The following is a 16112-nucleotide window of genomic DNA, read 5'->3' as shown; positions in this document are numbered from 1 at the left end:
CCATTACGGCAGTGCGTAAATTTCTATTTAATCGCCGTCCATCGCGGATTAATCTAGAAGAATATCGCGCTTCGCTCTCGCGCTCAGAAATGGCGCGACCAGAGAATAATTTCTACCATTGGCTGCTAGGTACTACCTGGACTAGCTTTATGTTACTAGTTGTCTTTGTATATCTCGGCACAAACCTTTTATTTGCTTTTGCATATATCGCATGTGGGGATGGCGCGATTACTAATTCACGATCAGACTCTCTGTTAGACGTCTTTTTCTTTAGTGTGCAAACCATGGCAACTATCGGCTATGGCCGAATGACTCCGGTTGGTAGTTGGCCTAATGCGATTGTGACGTTTGAAGCATTTTTTGGGATTGTGTACTCCGCATTAACTACGGGTCTGGCCTTTGCGCGCTTTACCAGGCCTACTGCAGGTATACGTTTCTCTAAAGTAGCCGTGGTTGGTAATCACGACGGCATCAAGACATTGAAGTTCCGAGTAGCCAATGATCGCAGTTCCCATATTGTGGAGGCGCAGTTACGCTTATGGCTCATTGCAGAAAGTATGACAACCGAGGGTGAGCGCTATCGTCGATCCGTTGAATTGCAGCTCCATCGCTCCGAGAGTCCAGTCTTTTCCTTGACCTGGACGGCGATGCATAGCATAGATGAGGCAAGTCCACTAAAAGATTTCTTGGGTAAAGCGGAATTAAATGGCCATTGGCACCTTTTGATTACCTTTACGGGGTATCACGAGAGCTTAGCCAATCAAGTCTATGCCCGCCATGTTTACTTACCAAGAGATGTGCAGCAAAATGCGACTTTTGTCGATATAGTCACGGTTTCGCCAGACGGCGGCCGGATAATAGATTTAGCCAACTTTGAGAAGTGGGTTCCGAATGTCTCGGATAAATTAGCAGGGGAGTTTTTATGAAATTTCGTTTTCCAATCATCATTATTGATGAAGACTTCCGCTCCGAAAATATTTCGGGCTCGGGAATTCGTGACCTCGCTGAGGCGATTGAGAATGAAGGCATGGAAGTTATTGGTTTAACTAGCTATGGTGACCTAACTTCATTTGCTCAGCAAGCTTCTCGTGCATCATCATTCATCGTCTCTATTGATGATGAGGAGTTTGATGCTGACTCTGAAGATAATGATCTTCCAGCATTAAATAACTTGCGCGCTTTTATTACTGAAGTGCGTAAACGTAATGAAGATATCCCTATCTTCTTGTATGGCGAGACACGTACCTCACGTCATATGCCCAATGACATCTTGCGCGAGTTGCACGGTTTCATTCATATGAATGAAGACACTCCAGAATTCGTGGCACGTCATATTATTCGTGAAGCCAAGGTGTATTTGGATTCTCTGGCTCCTCCATTTTTCCGTGCGTTAACTAACTATGCCTCTGAAGGGTCTTATTCTTGGCATTGCCCAGGTCACTCTGGTGGTGTTGCTTTCTTAAAGAGCCCGGTAGGACGAATGTTCCATCAGTTCTTTGGTGAGAATATGTTGCGCGCTGACGTCTGTAACGCCGTGGAAGAGCTGGGTCAACTTCTGGACCATACGGGCCCAGTGCTGCAGAGCGAGCGCAATGCGGCACGCATCTTCAATGCCGATCATTTGTTCTTCGTTACCAATGGCACATCGACATCAAACAAGATTGTTTGGCACTCTACGGTTGCTCCTGGCGACGTGGTCCTAGTTGACCGTAATTGTCATAAGTCTGTGATTCATTCCATCACCATGATGGGCGCGATTCCTATCTTCTTGATGCCTACTCGTAATCACTTGGGCATTATTGGCCCAATCCCGAAAGAAGAGTTTGAGTGGAAAAACATCAAGAAGAAAATTGATGCAAATCCGTTCATCAAGGACAAGAATGTCGTGCCACGTGTTATGACGCTCACACAAAGTACTTATGACGGCATTGTTTATAACGTTGAGATGATTAAAGAGATGCTGGACGGCAGGGTAGACTCCTTGCATTTCGATGAGGCATGGTTGCCGCATGCCGCCTTCCATCCTTTCTATAAAGACATGCATGCCATTGGTTCGGATCGTAAGCGTACAAAGAAGAGTTTGATGTTCGCAACCCAGTCCACCCACAAGTTACTGGCTGGTTTATCCCAGGCATCACAGGTGTTGGTACAGGATGCTGAAGATACTAAGTTGGATCGTGATTGCTTCAATGAAGCCTACTTAATGCATACCTCTACCAGTCCTCAGTACGCCATCATTGCTTCATGCGACGTTTCTGCGGCCATGATGGAGTCTCCTGGCGGCACGACGCTAGTTGAAGAGTCCATTGCTGAAGCAATGGACTTCCGCCGCGCGATGCGCGAGGTGGATGATAAGTTTGGCGCTGACTGGTGGTTCAAGGTCTGGGGCCCGGATCACTTAGCGGAGGAGGGGATTGGCGAGCGCTCTGATTGGATCTTGGAGCCATCTGCTGCTTGGCATGACTTTGGCAAATTAGCCAAAGACTTCAACATGCTTGATCCTATTAAGGCTACAGTGGTTACGCCTGGTTTGGATATCGAAGGTAACTTTGGCTCTATGGGCATTCCTGCAAGTATTGTGACTAAGTATCTTGCTGAGCATGGCGTAATCGTAGAGAAGTGCGGTCTCTACTCCTTCTTCATCATGTTCACGATCGGCATTACTAAAGGCCGTTGGAACACGCTTGTAACCGAGCTACAGCAATTCAAGGATCACTTTGATAAAAATGCACCCTTGTGGAAGGTATTGCCTGAGTTTGTCGCCAAACACCCACGCTACGAGCGCGTTGGCTTAAAAGATATTTGCCAGCAAATTCATGAGTTCTATAAGGGTCGTGATGTGGCACGCATGACTACTGAGATGTATACCTCAGATATGGTTCCTGCCATGATGCCTTCAGAGGCATGGGCAAAGATGGCACACAAAGAAGTAGATCGTGTGCCGCTGGATCAATTGGAGGGGCGTGTAACTGCCATGTTGGTTACTCCTTATCCTCCGGGCATTCCGCTTCTGATTCCGGGGGAGCGCTTTAACAAACGCATCATTGACTACCTCTACTTCGCTAGAGACTTCAATGAGAAGTTCCCTGGATTTGAGACGGATATCCATGGACTCGTTAAAGCTAGCATCGATGGTAAGAGCGAGTACTACGTGGATTGCGTAAGGCAAGAGCGCGACATTACTCTGTAATCAACTCATATTTTGTATTAAAACGCCTCGTACTTGCGGGGCGTTTTATTTTGCCGGCTTATCCAGCTGAAACGTCACCGGAGCATCCTCATCTACCTTGGTTGTGGATGTATCAGGCTTGCTTTCTTCCCCGGTGAAATTAAAGTCTTGGCTTTGAACTACAGCAGCAGGCTTATCTAGGAGAGTTGTAACTAAGGCCGGGAATACCATCACCAGCACAACCATTACTAACTGTAGACCTACCCAAGGCAGGGCACCCCAATAGATATCACTACTCTTCACTTCTTTCGGTGCTACACCTCTGAGGTAGAAAAGGGCAAAACCAAACGGCGGATGCATAAAAGAAGTCTGCATATTCACACAGAGCATGACCCCAAACCACACTAGTGCTGCACTGGCTGCTGCTTGAGGATTGCCATTCATGGAATCGAGCAATACCGGTGAAAGTAATTTCACTGCTACTGGTGCCAACATCGGCACCACTATGAAGGCGATTTCAAAGAAGTCTAAGAAGAAAGCTAGGAAGAAAACAAATAAATTAACGACGATCAGAAAGCCAATCCAACCACCAGGAAGATTGGAGAAAAGCTCTTCTACCCAGAAGCCACCATCTATTCCTTGAAAGACGACAGAGAAGCAAGTAGATCCAATTAGAATAAAAACCACCATGGCAGTAATACGCATGGTGTTTTGATAAGCCTCTTGTACCAATCCTTTGAGATTAGGAATGCTTGCACGGCGTAGCCAAGCGAGAAGAAGTGCACCCATTGCACCCATAGCACCCGATTCTGTAGGGGTGGCAATACCAGTCATGATGGTGCCCAGAACCAGGAAGATCAGGACCGCTGATGGGATGATTCCTAGGAGGCATTTTTTCCAAAGGGCCCAGCCTTTAAGTGTGAGATCGCTTTCAGGTACAGGCGGCAGATAGTCGGGGCGAACACGACTCAGGAAGAATGTATATAGAGCAAAGAGGGCGATCTGCAAAAGCGATGGACCCCATGCGCCGAGATACATGCTGCCCACATCTGCACTGCCGCTTTGTGTTTTAAGTTGGTCCGCCAACACAATCAATACCAATGATGGGGGCACCAGCTGCGTAATCGTTCCAGAGGCCGCTAAAACGCCTGTAGCGTAGCGCATGTTGTAGCCGTAACGCATCATCACCGGCAAAGAAATCATTGCCATAGCGATCACCTGAGCAGCGACAGTGCCAGTGATGGCACCCAAGATAAAGCCAACGATGATGATGGAGTAACCAAGGCCGCCACGAACGCGCCCAAACAGTTGGCCCATCGAGTCGAGCATTTCTTCTGCGAGGCCGCAGCGCTCTAAAATAGCGCCCATGAAAGTGAAGAAGGGAATGGCTAGCAGTAGATCATTGGCGAGCACGCTACCAAAGATGCGTTGCGGAATAGCTTGCAAAAATGGGAGGCCAAAGAAGCCTTCGCCAATCGCAATGGCTGAGAAAAATAATCCCGCAGCCATTAAAGAGAATGCAACCGGGAAGCCGATTAACATAAAGACAATCAGCCCACCAAACATCAAGGGTGGCATCCACTCTAATGGAATCATTGCATCGGCTTTTCGTAATGGAGATCTTCGGCGGGGAGGGTTGTTTTACCCTGTAACGCGCTGATACGCTTAATGATTTCTGACACACCTTGCAGGCTCAGCATCAAAAACCCAAAAGGTACTACAAACTTAATGGGGTAACGTGCTAAGCCACCAGAGTTCAGTGAATGCTCGGTTACCAGCCATGATGGGTAAAAGAGTGTTGTCCAGGAGAGCCAAGCAAATAAGAGGCAGGCTGGCATTAAAAAGAATGCCAAGCCAAAAAGATCAACCCACAAGCGCCCGCGATCAGAAAGTTGTGAGTAAATTAAATCTACCCTGACATGTTCATTGCGTTTGAGTGTGTAAGACGTGCCGAGCATAACTGCAGCAGCGAAGAGATACCATTGAAGTTCTAATGGCCAGTTGTTGCTGACATCGAATCCATAGCGCAGCAGGGCATTGAGTGCTGACACGACACAAGACAGCAAAATCATGATGCTGGCTGCCTTGCCCAGAAGCTGGTTTACGTAGTCAATCCCCGCAGAGAGTTTGGACCAAAACCCCATGCACTTTAAAGGTCTGCGCGACCCCGTTTAATAGCAGCGAGAACCTGCTCCGGGGCGGTACCACCAGCATGTTGGCGTGATTGCACTGAGCCATCAACGGTGAGTAATGCAAACACATCATCGCTAATCAGTTCAGGGCGGTTATCTAAACCACATGCAAAACGCAACTCAGAAAGACTGAGGTCGGTAAGCATACAGTTTCTGCCAACACAGGCCTTAACGGCATGGGCCACTGCTTCATGGGCATCGCGGAAAGCCAAACCTTTTTTAACCAAATAGTCAGCCAAGTCGGTTGCTGTTGCAAAACCTTCTTCAGCAGCCTTCTTCATTACTTCTGCTTTCACTTCAATATGCGGAACCATGTCAGCAAAAATACGCAAGGTATCTTGCACAGTATCTACTGCATCAAACAGAGGTTCTTTATCTTCTTGGTTATCTTTGTTGTAGGCCAGTGGTTGACCCTTCATAAGGGTCAACAAAGAAATCAGATCGCCATATACACGGCCAGTCTTACCACGGGCTAATTCTGGAACATCCGGATTTTTCTTTTGCGGCATGATCGAGCTGCCAGTGCAGAAGCGATCTGGTAGATCGATGAAACCAAAGCGTGGGCTCAGCCATAAGATCAACTCTTCAGACAGGCGCGATACGTGCATCATCAAAATTGATGAGAAGGCGCAGAACTCAATCGCAAAGTCACGATCAGAGACAGCGTCTAATGAGTTATTGCAGATACCATCAAAGCCTAAGGTCTTAGCCACTTGTTCACGATCGATCGGATAGGTGGTGCCAGCTAATGCTGCTGCACCTAAAGGCAGGCGATTGAAACGAGCACGCAAATCTACTAAGCGACTGGCATCACGACTAAACATTTCATAGTAGGCCATCAAGTGATGACCAAAAGTAATCGGTTGCGCAACTTGCAAATGCGTATGACCTGGCATGATCGTGGAAGCATGCTTTTCAGCTAAATCCAATAGTGCAAGACGGAGAGATTTAAGGGTGATAGCAATATCATCAACATTGCTACGCAACCATAGGCGCAAATCAGTCGCTACTTGGTCATTACGTGAACGACCGGTATGCAAACGCTTGCCAGCATCGCCTACCAATGCTGTTAAGCGCGCTTCGATGTTCAGGTGCACATCTTCTAGTGCTAATTGCCAATTAAACTGCCCTGATTCGATTTCACTCTTAATTTGAGCCATGCCCCTTTGAATATCGGCCAAATCTTGGCTGCTAATAATCTTTTGGGTAGCCAGCATTTCAGCATGGGCTAAGGAGCCGGCAATATCAACCATTGCAAAGCGTTGATCAAAGCCAATAGAGGCGGTATAACGCTGAACGAGTTCGTCGACAGGTTCTGCAAAACGGGCCGACCAAGCTTGGGCTTTGTTGGCTAAGGAATTATTTGATGAGCTCATAAACACAGTATATTGGTGTAGGTCTTTAATTATTTTAAATGTTATGTCCCCAACCCTGAATTCCTCCCCATCTGACGCTCCAAAGCGCCTCGTAATCGCTTCCCGTGAAAGTCGCCTAGCCATGTGGCAGGCTGAGCATGTCCGGGATTGCCTGAAAAAGCTCTATCCAGGCTGCGATGTCCAGATTTTAGGGATGACCACCCGTGGGGATCAGATTTTGGACCGAGCCCTCTCTAAAGTGGGTGGTAAGGGCCTTTTTGTAAAAGAGCTGGAAACAGCACTTGAGGATGGACGAGCCGATTTAGCGGTGCATTCTTTAAAAGATGTCCCAATGGTGATGCCCGAGGGATTCGACCTTTCTTGTGTCATGGCCAGGGAAGATGCGCGCGATGCCTTTGTTTCCAATGACTATGCAATCTTTGAGGATTTACCACACGGTGCGATTGTGGGTACCTCAAGCCTCAGACGTGAATCAGTGCTGCGCGCAAAATTTCCGTATTTAGTCATACAGCCATTACGCGGTAACTTAGATACCCGTATGAGCAAGTTAGATCGCGGTGAATATCAAGCCATTATTTTGGCGGCTGCAGGCTTAAAGCGTTTAGGTTTGGAGTCCCGCATCCGTGCATTTTTGCCATACGATCCTTACACACCTGCTGCAGGTCAGGGCGCCTTAGGTATCGAAACTTTAAGCAAGCATCCCAATATCAAACAGTGGCTTGCTCCACTAAATGATTTACCAACTTTATTGGCTGTTTCTGCTGAACGTATGGTGTCTCGTCAACTCGGCGGCTCATGTGAGGTACCGTTAGCTGCCCATGCCATATGGGATCAGAACCAAATGAATATTCGCTCTTTTGTAGCGAGTGTTGATGGCAAGGCTATTTGCTTAGCCAATGGCAGCGCTCAGGTGACATCAGTTGAAGACGCAGAGGCGCTAGGACTAGCAGTGGCAAAGGACTTGCTGGCGCAGGGCGCAGCCGACTTAATTCCTAAAATTTCTAAGTAATACATAGAAAATAGAGAAAAAGTAGCTATTGAGCATGAGTACTAAAACGATCATTGTCACGAGACCTAGTGGTCAGGCTCGTCAATTGATTGAAGTGCTCACCAAAGCAATCGAGGCAAGTGGAGTAGGAAAGCGTAGTCTTCCAGAAATTCTCTCTTTGCCTTTGCTAACCATTGTTCCCAGGTCGGACGAACATCTAGCTGACCATATTGCTACCACCCTGAGTGACGCGGATTTTGCCATCTTTGTAAGTCCTAATGCCATCGAGAGTGTGATGCGTTTATTGGAGCGAGATTGGCAAGACTTTTCTAAGAAGATTATTCCCATTGGTGTAATGGGTGGCAGCAGTCATTTTGCCCTGAAAAATCATGGTGTCGGATCGGAAGACAAGCCCACTCCCATCATCATTCCAGGAAATAATGAAAACTGGGACTCTGAAGGTTTGTGGAAAGAGCTTCAATCCCTGAAATGGAATTGGCAGGGTAAAAAAGTAGTGATCTTTAAAGGTGAGGGTGGCCGTGATTGGCTGGCAGATACGCTAAAAAAGGCAGGCGCCACTGTAGAGGCTATTTCAACCTACACACGTGTGCCCTTGGGTATTGATAATCCTGCTTGGCAACTGGTGCGAGAAATGGATTTGAGTAAATCACTTTGGTTGCTCACTTCCTCTGAGGCTGTTCGCTATCTTGGCGAAGTCATGAAAGACCAATTTACGCAAAGCCTCAATGTCGCCAGTGCACTATGCCCACATCATAATATTGCGGATGCGGCGGAAATGATTGGGTTTGGTGAAGTCTTTACAAGTGAGCCGGGTGATGAGGCTTTGATCAAGTCAACTTTAGCTTGGCTGACAATCTAAAAGTAAAGGCGAATAATCAACGCTTTGCAGTCGGTAACAAGGCAGGCAAAAAAATCTCATTTACCAAAATAGGATGACCTTTTAAGCGATAGAGGGTACGTCGTGCCCATAATGGCGAGCTCAAGCCGGCAGAGTGCTTAGAGCACTTTTTCCATAATTCACTCCTTTTATCAAGGCGCGCAATATCGCGCGGCGGCTTTGCCTTAGATTGTTTGCGAGTTTTACTAAATAAGACCGCACCCAATGGCTTAGTGCCTAATCGCAAGACCTGATGATTACTGCCGCTGGAGCTGAGTGTTGGAATGACGCTGTGTGCCATAACCAAGGCAATGCCATTTGAGCAGAGTAGTACTTCACGTACTCTGCAGCGTCTGAGCTTGAAATGAAAATAGCGACTTTCGTCGCTATTGAGTGATTGAGGACAATCACGCAAAACCTGAATTTCTAGCTTTTGCCCAATTGCATTCTCAATTTTTTGGGTGAGAGACCCGGTATCGCTTAGCCAAGGTTGCCACTCGCGTGGCGCCCGATGGATTTCACCGGAACCGACTCGATTCCATGCAGAACGGAGACGATTGCGGTGAATCATTTTTAGCTACCGCTAAAGCTGCGACGTTGACCGCCGGCCTTTGGTTTAGCAAAACGTGGTCCGCCTGCTGGACGTGAGTCACCAGAGCGTGCCGGACGTGAGTCAGCAGAACGCGCAGGACGTGAATCAGCAGAGCGTGCTGGGCGTGAATCGTCTGAGCGACCACCAGCATTGCCGCCGCCTGAACCGCCACCACCAAAGCGAGATTCTGAACGAGCGCCTGAGCCGTAACGACCGCCACCACCTCCAGAACGATTGCCACCAAAGCCACCACCAGCGCGACCGCCACCGCCGCCTGAGCGGCCACCACCAGCGCGACCGCCACCACCGCCACCAAAGCTTGGCTTGGCTTGCGGCTCAAGACCAGCGATGACTGAAGCAACGATATCTTGCTGTGTAAAGCGTTCGATATTGCGGATCTTCGCGCGATCACGATGTTCAACCAAAGTGATGGCAACACCATTACGACCTGCACGACCGGTACGACCGATGCGGTGCGTATAGTCTTCTGGCTTCATTGGCAAGCCAAAGTTAATCACGTGACTAATACGTGGTACATCAATACCGCGAGCCGCTACGTCAGTCGCCACCAAAATCTTGGTGTGACCTTTACGTAAAGACTCAAGGCGACGCATACGCACGGCTTGAGGCATTGCACCGTGAAGGGCAGTAGCTTCATAGCCATTAGCGCGCAAGGTGTCAGCAATTTTTTCGCTCTCAACTTGAGTGCTAGCAAACACAACCGCTTGATCCAAATCAGCATCAGCCAAAATGTGCTCGAGCAATTTATGCTTGTGTGACATGCTGTCAGCCCAATGTAATTTCTGTTCAATGTTGGCGTGCTTTTCACCTGCGTGAGCAAGTTCAATACGCTTAGCATCTGTAGTCAACTCGTTTGCTAAAGACATGATCTTTGGCGCAAAAGTTGCAGAGAACATCAAAGTTTGGTTACGGCCTGCGCAACGCTTATCAATTGCCTCGAGGTCGTCAGCAAATCCCATGTCAAGCATGCGGTCTGCTTCATCGATAACGAGTTGCTTAACATCGTCTAAGCGAATTGCTTTGCTATCGCACAAGTCGAGCAAACGACCTGGAGTTGCAACAACTAACAATGCACCTTTTAATGCCTGGATCTGCTTGCCGTATGGCATGCCACCCATCACAGTTGCGATACGGATACCTTTCATGCCACGAACTAAGTTCACTGCATCAGCAGATACCTGTTGAGCCAATTCACGAGTAGGGCAGAGCACTAACACTTTAGGTTGTGCGCGACCTGGTACCGGTGAGTTGTTCGGGTTGTCTTCGATGAGTTGATTAATCAAAGGCAATAAAAAGGCTGCGGTTTTACCGCTACCGGTTTGGCTGCTGACCAATAAGTCACCACCAGCCAAAGCCGCAGGAATAACCTGAGCTTGCACGGAAGTGGCTTGGGTATAACCCAGTTCAGCAACGTTTTTAAGGAGTGAAGCCGCTAGGGCAAAATTCTGGAACTCAGTTCCAGTGCTCTTTGAGTCTTTCGACTCATGATTAGTTTCTTTAGAAAAAGTCATGCTATTACACATCCCCTTTAAGGGATGTCTCCGTATGTTGCACCCATGGTTTTTTATAGGGTGCGATGGTCAAAGGCATCGACCATCAGACAAGCGGCAGCGTTGTTGTGTTTATGACTTCTAAACTAATCGCTGAAATAGAGCTGGGGGGCGATGAATCAAATTGCTTTAAAAAGCCTCTTATTATGGCATTTTCAGCACTCGATTACAAGGGTTTTCCCGACTTAATTAGCAAATGGAGAGATAAAGCCCTCATCTAATGAGCTTAGTCATTCAAGTATTACTTGTTTGATTCTTTATTTGAGGTAACGCAAAAGCCACTCAGTCACTTTTCCATATGGAGGACGCGCTGTTTTAGTTCCCTTGAAAAGGTTTAAACCAAAAAAGCCGCGTACTTCCAGAATCGACTTTTGATGGCTAAAGGCATCAAAGCCTGCTTTGCCGTGGTAACTCCCCATACCACTCGCTCCCACTCCACCAAAAGGAAGGTCTTCAATGGTGATGTGTAGGAGTGTGTCATTAATAGTGACGCCACCAGAACACGTTTCATGTAAAACGCGCTTCATATTCTTTTTGTCTTTGCCAAACCAATATAGAGCCAAGGGATTGGGTTTGTTGTTTACATAAGCAATCGCTGCCGAGGTATCTGCAACAGTCATGATCGGCAGTATGGGCCCAAAGATTTCCTCATGAAGAATGCGGGCCTCTGGCGGAACATTGATCAATGCGATAGGTTCAAACGGTCTTGCACCAGCACCAGGGTTATTGAGTAAAGGAATCACTTTTGCACCACGGTCAAGCGCATCGCTGACTAGGTGTTGCCAGTATTCCAATTGGCGCCCATCAATCGGGCCTGTTAGTTCTTCTGGTTTGCTAAATTGAACTTGAGCTGCAGTTTGTAATTCTTGAATAAATTCTGCTTGAATGCCTTGCTCTAGCAAAACATAGTCTGGGGCAATACAAGTTTGACCGCCGTTCAGTAATTTGCCGTAAGCAATGGATGCAGCAGCATCTTTGAGTTTGGCGCTCTTATCAATGATAACGGGCGTTGTACCGCCAAGCTCCAGAGTGACTGGTGTCAGATTTTCTGCGGCAGCACGCATCACTTTTTTGCCAATAGCTCCCGAGCCAGTGAAGAAAAGATGATTAAAAGGCAGTGCTGCAAATTGCTCAGCTACTTCTGGGCCACCAGTAGTGACGCAGAACTCACTAGGGTGAAAATATTCTTGAATTAAGCTGGCAATAAATCCAGAGGTGCGTGAGCTTCGTTCAGAAGGCTTTAACCAAACACGGTTACCAGCAGCAAAAGCGGCGATTGCTGGAATGAGCGCTAATTGAACCGGATAGTTCCAGGGACTCAGAATGCCAACTATGCCAAGCGATTGACTTTCAACCCAGGCTTGTGAAGCGCCCATATGGGATGGAACTTCTCTTTGCTCTGGCTTCATCCACTCTTTGAGATGCTTGCGGGTGTACTTGCATGCCTGATAGATCATCTGGCATTCAGCAAGCCTTGTCTCCACTGGATGGCGTACTCCGAAGTCAGCCTCGAGCGCTTTACAGATTTTTTCTTCATTTGCCTCAATCATTTTTTCAATGCGGGCAATTCGATCCAGTCTCACTTCGAGAGTAGGGTTTGGTTCTGCAGCATAAGCTGCTTTCATTTCATCGAGCTGGATAGTGAAGCGATTCATAGTCTATTAATAGTTGGCAGGTATTGGAATAAGGCATTAGGATAAAGCCATGGAAACAAATTTAGATAAAAAAGAACCCCTTTTAGAGCGTGCAACCTTGGGTGGGGGCTGTTTTTGGTGTTTGGAAGCGGTTTACCAGCAAATTTCAGGAGTTCGGTCTGTGGTTTCTGGCTACGCCGGTGGCGCTAGACCCAATCCGACTTATGAGGCTGTTTGCACGGGCGTGTCAGGCCATGCCGAGATTGTCGATATCTTGTTTGATCCGCAAATCGTTTCATTTGGGGATTTATTGGAAATCCTTTTCGTGATTCATGACCCAACTACCTTGAACTATCAAGGCAACGATCATGGTACGCAATATCGTTCAGTCATTTTTACTCATAGCGAAGAACAGTCCCAGATTGCGCATGAAGTAGTGAAAGAACTTGAAGATTCAAAAATCTACGTCAACCCAGTGGTCACTCAGATCGATGCTGCGCCAACTATTTATCCTGCAGAAGACTATCACCAGAATTATTTTCAGCAGCATCCTAATCAAGGATATTGCATGGCAGTAGTTGCACCTAAGCTAGCTAAATTTAGAGCGAAATTTAAATCACTCATAGCGCCGCAGTATTCCTGAGGATTAAAGGTCTCTAGGGCGCTAGGCGATTCACTCGCCAGTTGGCACCTGCTAGTTTGTAGTGCATGCGGTCATGCAATCTAGATGGGCGACCTTGCCAGAATTCAATTTCATTGGGGCGCAGGCGGTAACCACCCCAATGTTCTGGACGTGGAGGGGTATTGCCAAACTCTGTCTTAAAACGTTTTTCCGCTTCTTCTAAGAATTCACGGTTTGGGATGGCGGCGCTCTGAGGCGAGGCCCAGGCACCAATTCTGGAAGCGGCTGGGCGAGAATGGAAGTACTCATCACTTTCAGCTGCACTAACTCGCTCAACAACACCCTGAATACGTACCTGGCGCTCTAATTCATGCCAATGGAAGAGGAGGGCTGCTTGAGGGCGGATGGCCAAGTCTTTGCCTTTTTGACTCTCGTAGTTAGTAAAAAAGGTAAAGCCATTTTGGTCTGCGCCTTTTAGTAAGACAATACGGGCTGATGGATTGCCAGCCTGGTTAGCCGTTGCCAAGGTCATTGAGTTGGGTTCAGGACATTCTGCTTTCACCGCTTGATCAAACCAAAGCTTGAAAAGCTGAAGCGGGTCTTGGGGAACCTCGGTCTCTGAGAGCTGACCAAAGGTATAGTTTTTGCGAAGTTGTGCAATGGGGTCCATTTATTCAGTATAAAGAGAAGCTATGGCAGAAGACAAGGTAGAAGGCAGCTTAGAAAATCGTCGTTTTGGCGGGGTCTCACGACTCTATGGGCCAGAACTGCGCGAGCGCTTTCTGAATGCAACGGTTGTTGTGGCTGGTCTAGGTGGAGTTGGGTCCTGGGCAGCAGAGGCCTTAGCCCGAACTGGTATTGGACACCTTGTCATTATTGATTTTGATCATATCTCCGAAAGCAATACCAATCGACAGCTGCACGCCATAGAAGGGCAGTTCGGTAAAGCAAAAGTCGAGGCGATGAAGGAGCGCATTCTGCAAATTAACCCAGAGATCAAGTTGACTGCTTACGATGAATTCTTAGAGCCAGAAAACTTAGATCGACTCATTCCAGCAAATGCATTGGTATTGGATGCGACTGATTCAGTACAAACCAAAATTGCTTTATCAGTGTGGGCCGTGAAAAATAATCGTGCTTTAGTCATGTGTGGCGCCGCTGGTGGCAAGTCAGACCCCACATCAGTACGCTGCGAAGATCTTTCTCGTACCGAACAAGATGCTTTATTGGCTAAGGTTCGCCAAGGGTTAAGACAGGATCATGGTTTCTCTAGAAATCTCAAGAAAAAAATGGGCATTCGCGCGATCTACTCGTATGAACCACGAGCGGGGGCTTCCAGCGGAGGCCTCGCCTGCACGGGTTATGGCTCTACCGTGATGGTAACGGCTGCTTGTGGGCTTGCAGCTGCAGCAGAAATTCTGAATCTCATCTCTGCGCAGTAAATTTTTCTCAAAAATTGCCGTAAATCCTTAAGGGGATTCCCTGTAGGAAATTACTGATTCTTTTGCAATCAGAAATAATTTATTTCAAACTCTGCGTTGATTTCAAAGACATTTCAATATTTTCCTAAATAGATTTATTTAATTTATCACTTTAGTAATTTTCCTCCTCTAGTACTGATCACCAGTCCTCCCTAGACTTTGCTCCGTTGGCAAGTTGCCAATGACAAATCGAAAGGAGGTCTCCCTTGCAGACTGAACAATCTGGCTTAAAACGTCACCTCAAAGTACGGCATATTCGTTTGATGGCCTTAGGCTCAACGATCGGCGTTGGATTATTTCTGGGGTCAGCTAGCGCAATTCAAATAGCAGGTCCGTCTATTCTTCTGGGTTATTTGCTGGCAGGCATTGTTGCCTTCATTGTTCTGCGGACACTTGGTGAAATGGCGGTGCATGAACCTGTAGCCGGTTCTTTCGCAGCCTACGCCAATACGTATGTGGGTCCACTAGCGGGGTATATGGTGGGTTGGGGATATTGGACTTATTGGATTGTGGTTGGAATTGCTGAAGTCACAGCGGTTGGCATCTATATGGGCATTTGGTTTCCTGAAACCCCGCAGTGGATTTGGGCACTTTCTTCTATCGTGATGATGGGTTTAATCAACCTGATTGCAGTAAAGGTATTTGGAGAGTTTGAGTTTTGGTTTGCCCTTATTAAAGTAGTTGCGATTGTCGCGATGATTGCGCTTGGAGGTTCAGTCATCTTGTTTGGCTTTACGAATGATTGGCAGCCCATTGGCCTGAATAATTTATGGCAACACGGCGGCTTCTTTCCAAATGGTATCGGCGGAATGTTGTTGTCATTGCAAATGGTCTTGTTTGCTTATGTTGGTATAGAAATGATTGGTCTTTCTGCGGGCGAGGCAGAGAGCCCACAAAAAACCATTCCGATGGCCATTGATTCTTTAGCTTGGCGTATTCTCATTTTCTATATGGGTGCCATCTTGGTTATTTTGGCTATCTTTCCCTGGAATCAAGTTGGGCAGCAAGGCAGTCCATTTGTAGTAATGTTTGAGAGGCTGGGTTTGCGAGAAGCGGCAGGCTTAATTAACTTTGTCGTGATCACTGCAGCGCTCTCTTCTTGTAATGCCGGCATTTTTAGCGGTGGACGCTTGTTGTACTCCTTATCGTCTAACGGCTACGCTCCCAGATCCTTCTCAAAGCTTTCTAGGTACGGCGTTCCTCATCGTGCGGTGATGACCACAGTCGGAGTCTGCATGTCAGGTGTAGTACTGAACTACTTTGTACCTGACAAAGCCTTTCAATACATGATGGCTGCAGTGACCTTTATTGGCTTAATGGTTTGGATCGCGATCTTGATTACACAGATCAAATTCCGTCGCTCGCTGTCCAAATCCCAAGTGGCAGAATTAGGGTATCGCGCTCCTTGGTGGCCGTATTCCTCATGGTTTGCTCTGGCATTTATCGGATTGGTGGTGGTGTTGATGGGCTTTCATGAGGATGCACGGATCGCACTCATCGTGGGGCCGTGTTTATTGGGCGTGTATCTCGCAATGTTTTATGTCGTGGGCCTACATCGCAAAACAGCAAACCAACGTGACTTTAAATAA

15 protein-coding genes are annotated in these 16112 nt (G+C 47.4%); 8 read left to right on the top strand and 7 right to left on the bottom strand.

What is annotated here, in order from left to right:
- The first annotated feature begins 11 nt into the window (after positions 1–11).
- Together C2755_RS06975 and C2755_RS06970 are read left to right on the top strand one after the other, a co-directional pair.
- Entirely contained in the window at positions 12–926 is a 915-nt protein-coding gene (locus C2755_RS06975) for an ion channel (protein ID WP_215320365.1), read from the top strand.
- Positions 923–3190 (top strand): arginine/lysine/ornithine decarboxylase, encoded by a 2268-nt coding sequence (locus C2755_RS06970; protein ID WP_215320362.1) that lies wholly within the window; start codon positions 923–925, stop codon positions 3188–3190. Before C2755_RS06975 ends, C2755_RS06970 begins: the two co-directional genes overlap by 4 nt.
- 45 nt (positions 3191–3235) lie before the next feature.
- Here C2755_RS06970 and C2755_RS06965 read toward each other — a convergent pair whose 3' ends face one another.
- Genes C2755_RS06965 through argH form a run of 3 tightly spaced genes read right to left on the bottom strand, consistent with a single transcriptional unit; the run spans position 3236 to position 6737 of the window.
- Positions 3236–4765: a TRAP transporter large permease subunit gene (locus tag C2755_RS06965; RefSeq protein ID WP_215320360.1), complete on the bottom strand. Its 1530-nt coding sequence runs from the start codon at positions 4763–4765 to the stop codon at positions 3236–3238.
- Positions 4762–5313 carry a TRAP transporter small permease subunit gene (locus tag C2755_RS06960; protein WP_215320358.1) on the bottom strand — a complete coding sequence of 184 codons (552 nt, stop codon included), beginning with the start codon at positions 5311–5313 and terminating at the stop codon, positions 4762–4764. The genes C2755_RS06965 and C2755_RS06960 overlap by 4 nt, the downstream gene beginning before the upstream one ends.
- 5 nt (positions 5314–5318) lie before the next feature.
- On the bottom strand, positions 5319–6737 hold the full coding sequence (gene argH / locus C2755_RS06955; RefSeq protein ID WP_215320354.1) for an argininosuccinate lyase: 1419 nt from the start codon (positions 6735–6737) through the stop codon (positions 5319–5321).
- Positions 6738–6780: 43 nt separating this feature from the next.
- Here argH and hemC point away from each other — a divergent pair, with 43 nt between their 5' ends.
- Both hemC and C2755_RS06945 read left to right on the top strand, forming a co-directional pair.
- Entirely contained in the window at positions 6781–7746 is a 966-nt protein-coding gene (gene hemC / locus C2755_RS06950) for a hydroxymethylbilane synthase (RefSeq protein WP_215320352.1), read from the top strand.
- Positions 7747–7780: 34 nt separating this feature from the next.
- Positions 7781–8605 (top strand): uroporphyrinogen-III synthase, encoded by an 825-nt coding sequence (locus C2755_RS06945; RefSeq protein ID WP_215320349.1) that lies wholly within the window; start codon positions 7781–7783, stop codon positions 8603–8605.
- 16 nt (positions 8606–8621) lie between these two features.
- Here the strand turns inward: C2755_RS06945 and C2755_RS06940 are convergent, their stop codons facing one another.
- Both C2755_RS06940 and C2755_RS06935 read right to left on the bottom strand, forming a co-directional pair.
- Complete coding sequence (locus C2755_RS06940; protein WP_215320346.1) at positions 8622–9194, bottom strand: chorismate lyase; 573 nt, start codon at positions 9192–9194, stop codon at positions 8622–8624.
- A 2-nt stretch (positions 9195–9196) separates the two neighbouring features.
- Positions 9197–10747, bottom strand: a complete 1551-nt coding sequence (locus C2755_RS06935; RefSeq protein WP_215320344.1) for a DEAD/DEAH box helicase — start codon at positions 10745–10747, stop codon at positions 9197–9199.
- A 65-nt stretch (positions 10748–10812) separates the two neighbouring features.
- Between C2755_RS06935 and C2755_RS06930 the strand changes: the two genes are divergently transcribed.
- The gene (locus C2755_RS06930; protein WP_215320341.1) at positions 10813–11007 is read left to right on the top strand and encodes a hypothetical protein; all 195 of its coding nucleotides are present in this window, start codon (positions 10813–10815) and stop codon (positions 11005–11007) included.
- A 36-nt stretch (positions 11008–11043) separates the two neighbouring features.
- Here C2755_RS06930 and C2755_RS06925 read toward each other — a convergent pair whose 3' ends face one another.
- A complete protein-coding gene (locus C2755_RS06925) occupies positions 11044–12441 on the bottom strand; it encodes a coniferyl aldehyde dehydrogenase (protein ID WP_215320339.1) in 1398 nt (465 codons plus the stop codon).
- Positions 12442–12490: 49 nt separating this feature from the next.
- Between C2755_RS06925 and msrA the strand changes: the two genes are divergently transcribed.
- Positions 12491–13063, top strand: coding sequence for a peptide-methionine (S)-S-oxide reductase MsrA (gene msrA / locus C2755_RS06920; protein ID WP_215320337.1), 573 nt, complete (start codon positions 12491–12493; stop codon positions 13061–13063).
- Between the two features lie 13 nt (positions 13064–13076).
- On the opposite strand, the gene pdxH is transcribed toward msrA, so the two are convergent.
- Positions 13077–13712, bottom strand: coding sequence for a pyridoxamine 5'-phosphate oxidase (gene pdxH, locus C2755_RS06915; RefSeq protein WP_215320334.1), 636 nt, complete (start codon positions 13710–13712; stop codon positions 13077–13079).
- A gap of 22 nt (positions 13713–13734) precedes the next feature.
- Between pdxH and C2755_RS06910 the strand changes: the two genes are divergently transcribed.
- Positions 13735–14484 (top strand): ThiF family adenylyltransferase, encoded by a 750-nt coding sequence (locus C2755_RS06910; protein WP_215320332.1) that lies wholly within the window; start codon positions 13735–13737, stop codon positions 14482–14484.
- 302 nt (positions 14485–14786) lie between these two features.
- Complete coding sequence (locus C2755_RS06905) at positions 14787–16112, top strand: amino acid permease (RefSeq protein WP_305849383.1); 1326 nt, start codon at positions 14787–14789, stop codon at positions 16110–16112.

This window comes from Polynucleobacter sp. MWH-S4W17 (assembly GCF_018687535.1).
Classification (GTDB): Bacteria; Pseudomonadota; Gammaproteobacteria; order Burkholderiales; family Burkholderiaceae; genus Polynucleobacter.
The sequence above is the reverse complement of the archived record's forward strand: the minus strand, read 5'-3'. Positions and strand labels throughout refer to the sequence as shown.

Excerpts from the sequence above, each read along its gene's own strand:
- C2755_RS06970 (WP_215320362.1), top strand. The coding sequence starts at position 923 with ATGAAATTTCGTTTTCCAATCATCATTATTGATGAAGACTTCCGCTCC.
- C2755_RS06965 (WP_215320360.1), bottom strand. The coding sequence starts at position 4,765 with ATGATTCCATTAGAGTGGATGCCACCCTTGATGTTTGGTGGGCTGATT.
- C2755_RS06960 (WP_215320358.1), bottom strand. The coding sequence starts at position 5,313 with ATGGGGTTTTGGTCCAAACTCTCTGCGGGGATTGACTACGTAAACCAG.
- argH (WP_215320354.1), bottom strand. The coding sequence starts at position 6,737 with ATGAGCTCATCAAATAATTCCTTAGCCAACAAAGCCCAAGCTTGGTCG.
- hemC (WP_215320352.1), top strand. The coding sequence starts at position 6,781 with ATGTCCCCAACCCTGAATTCCTCCCCATCTGACGCTCCAAAGCGCCTC.
- C2755_RS06945 (WP_215320349.1), top strand. The coding sequence starts at position 7,781 with ATGAGTACTAAAACGATCATTGTCACGAGACCTAGTGGTCAGGCTCGT.
- C2755_RS06940 (WP_215320346.1), bottom strand. The coding sequence starts at position 9,194 with ATGATTCACCGCAATCGTCTCCGTTCTGCATGGAATCGAGTCGGTTCC.
- C2755_RS06935 (WP_215320344.1), bottom strand. The coding sequence starts at position 10,747 with ATGACTTTTTCTAAAGAAACTAATCATGAGTCGAAAGACTCAAAGAGC.
- C2755_RS06930 (WP_215320341.1), top strand. The coding sequence starts at position 10,813 with ATGGTCAAAGGCATCGACCATCAGACAAGCGGCAGCGTTGTTGTGTTT.
- C2755_RS06925 (WP_215320339.1), bottom strand. The coding sequence starts at position 12,441 with ATGAATCGCTTCACTATCCAGCTCGATGAAATGAAAGCAGCTTATGCT.
- msrA (WP_215320337.1), top strand. The coding sequence starts at position 12,491 with ATGGAAACAAATTTAGATAAAAAAGAACCCCTTTTAGAGCGTGCAACC.
- pdxH (WP_215320334.1), bottom strand. The coding sequence starts at position 13,712 with ATGGACCCCATTGCACAACTTCGCAAAAACTATACCTTTGGTCAGCTC.
- C2755_RS06910 (WP_215320332.1), top strand. The coding sequence starts at position 13,735 with ATGGCAGAAGACAAGGTAGAAGGCAGCTTAGAAAATCGTCGTTTTGGC.
- C2755_RS06905 (WP_305849383.1), top strand. The coding sequence starts at position 14,787 with ATGGCCTTAGGCTCAACGATCGGCGTTGGATTATTTCTGGGGTCAGCT.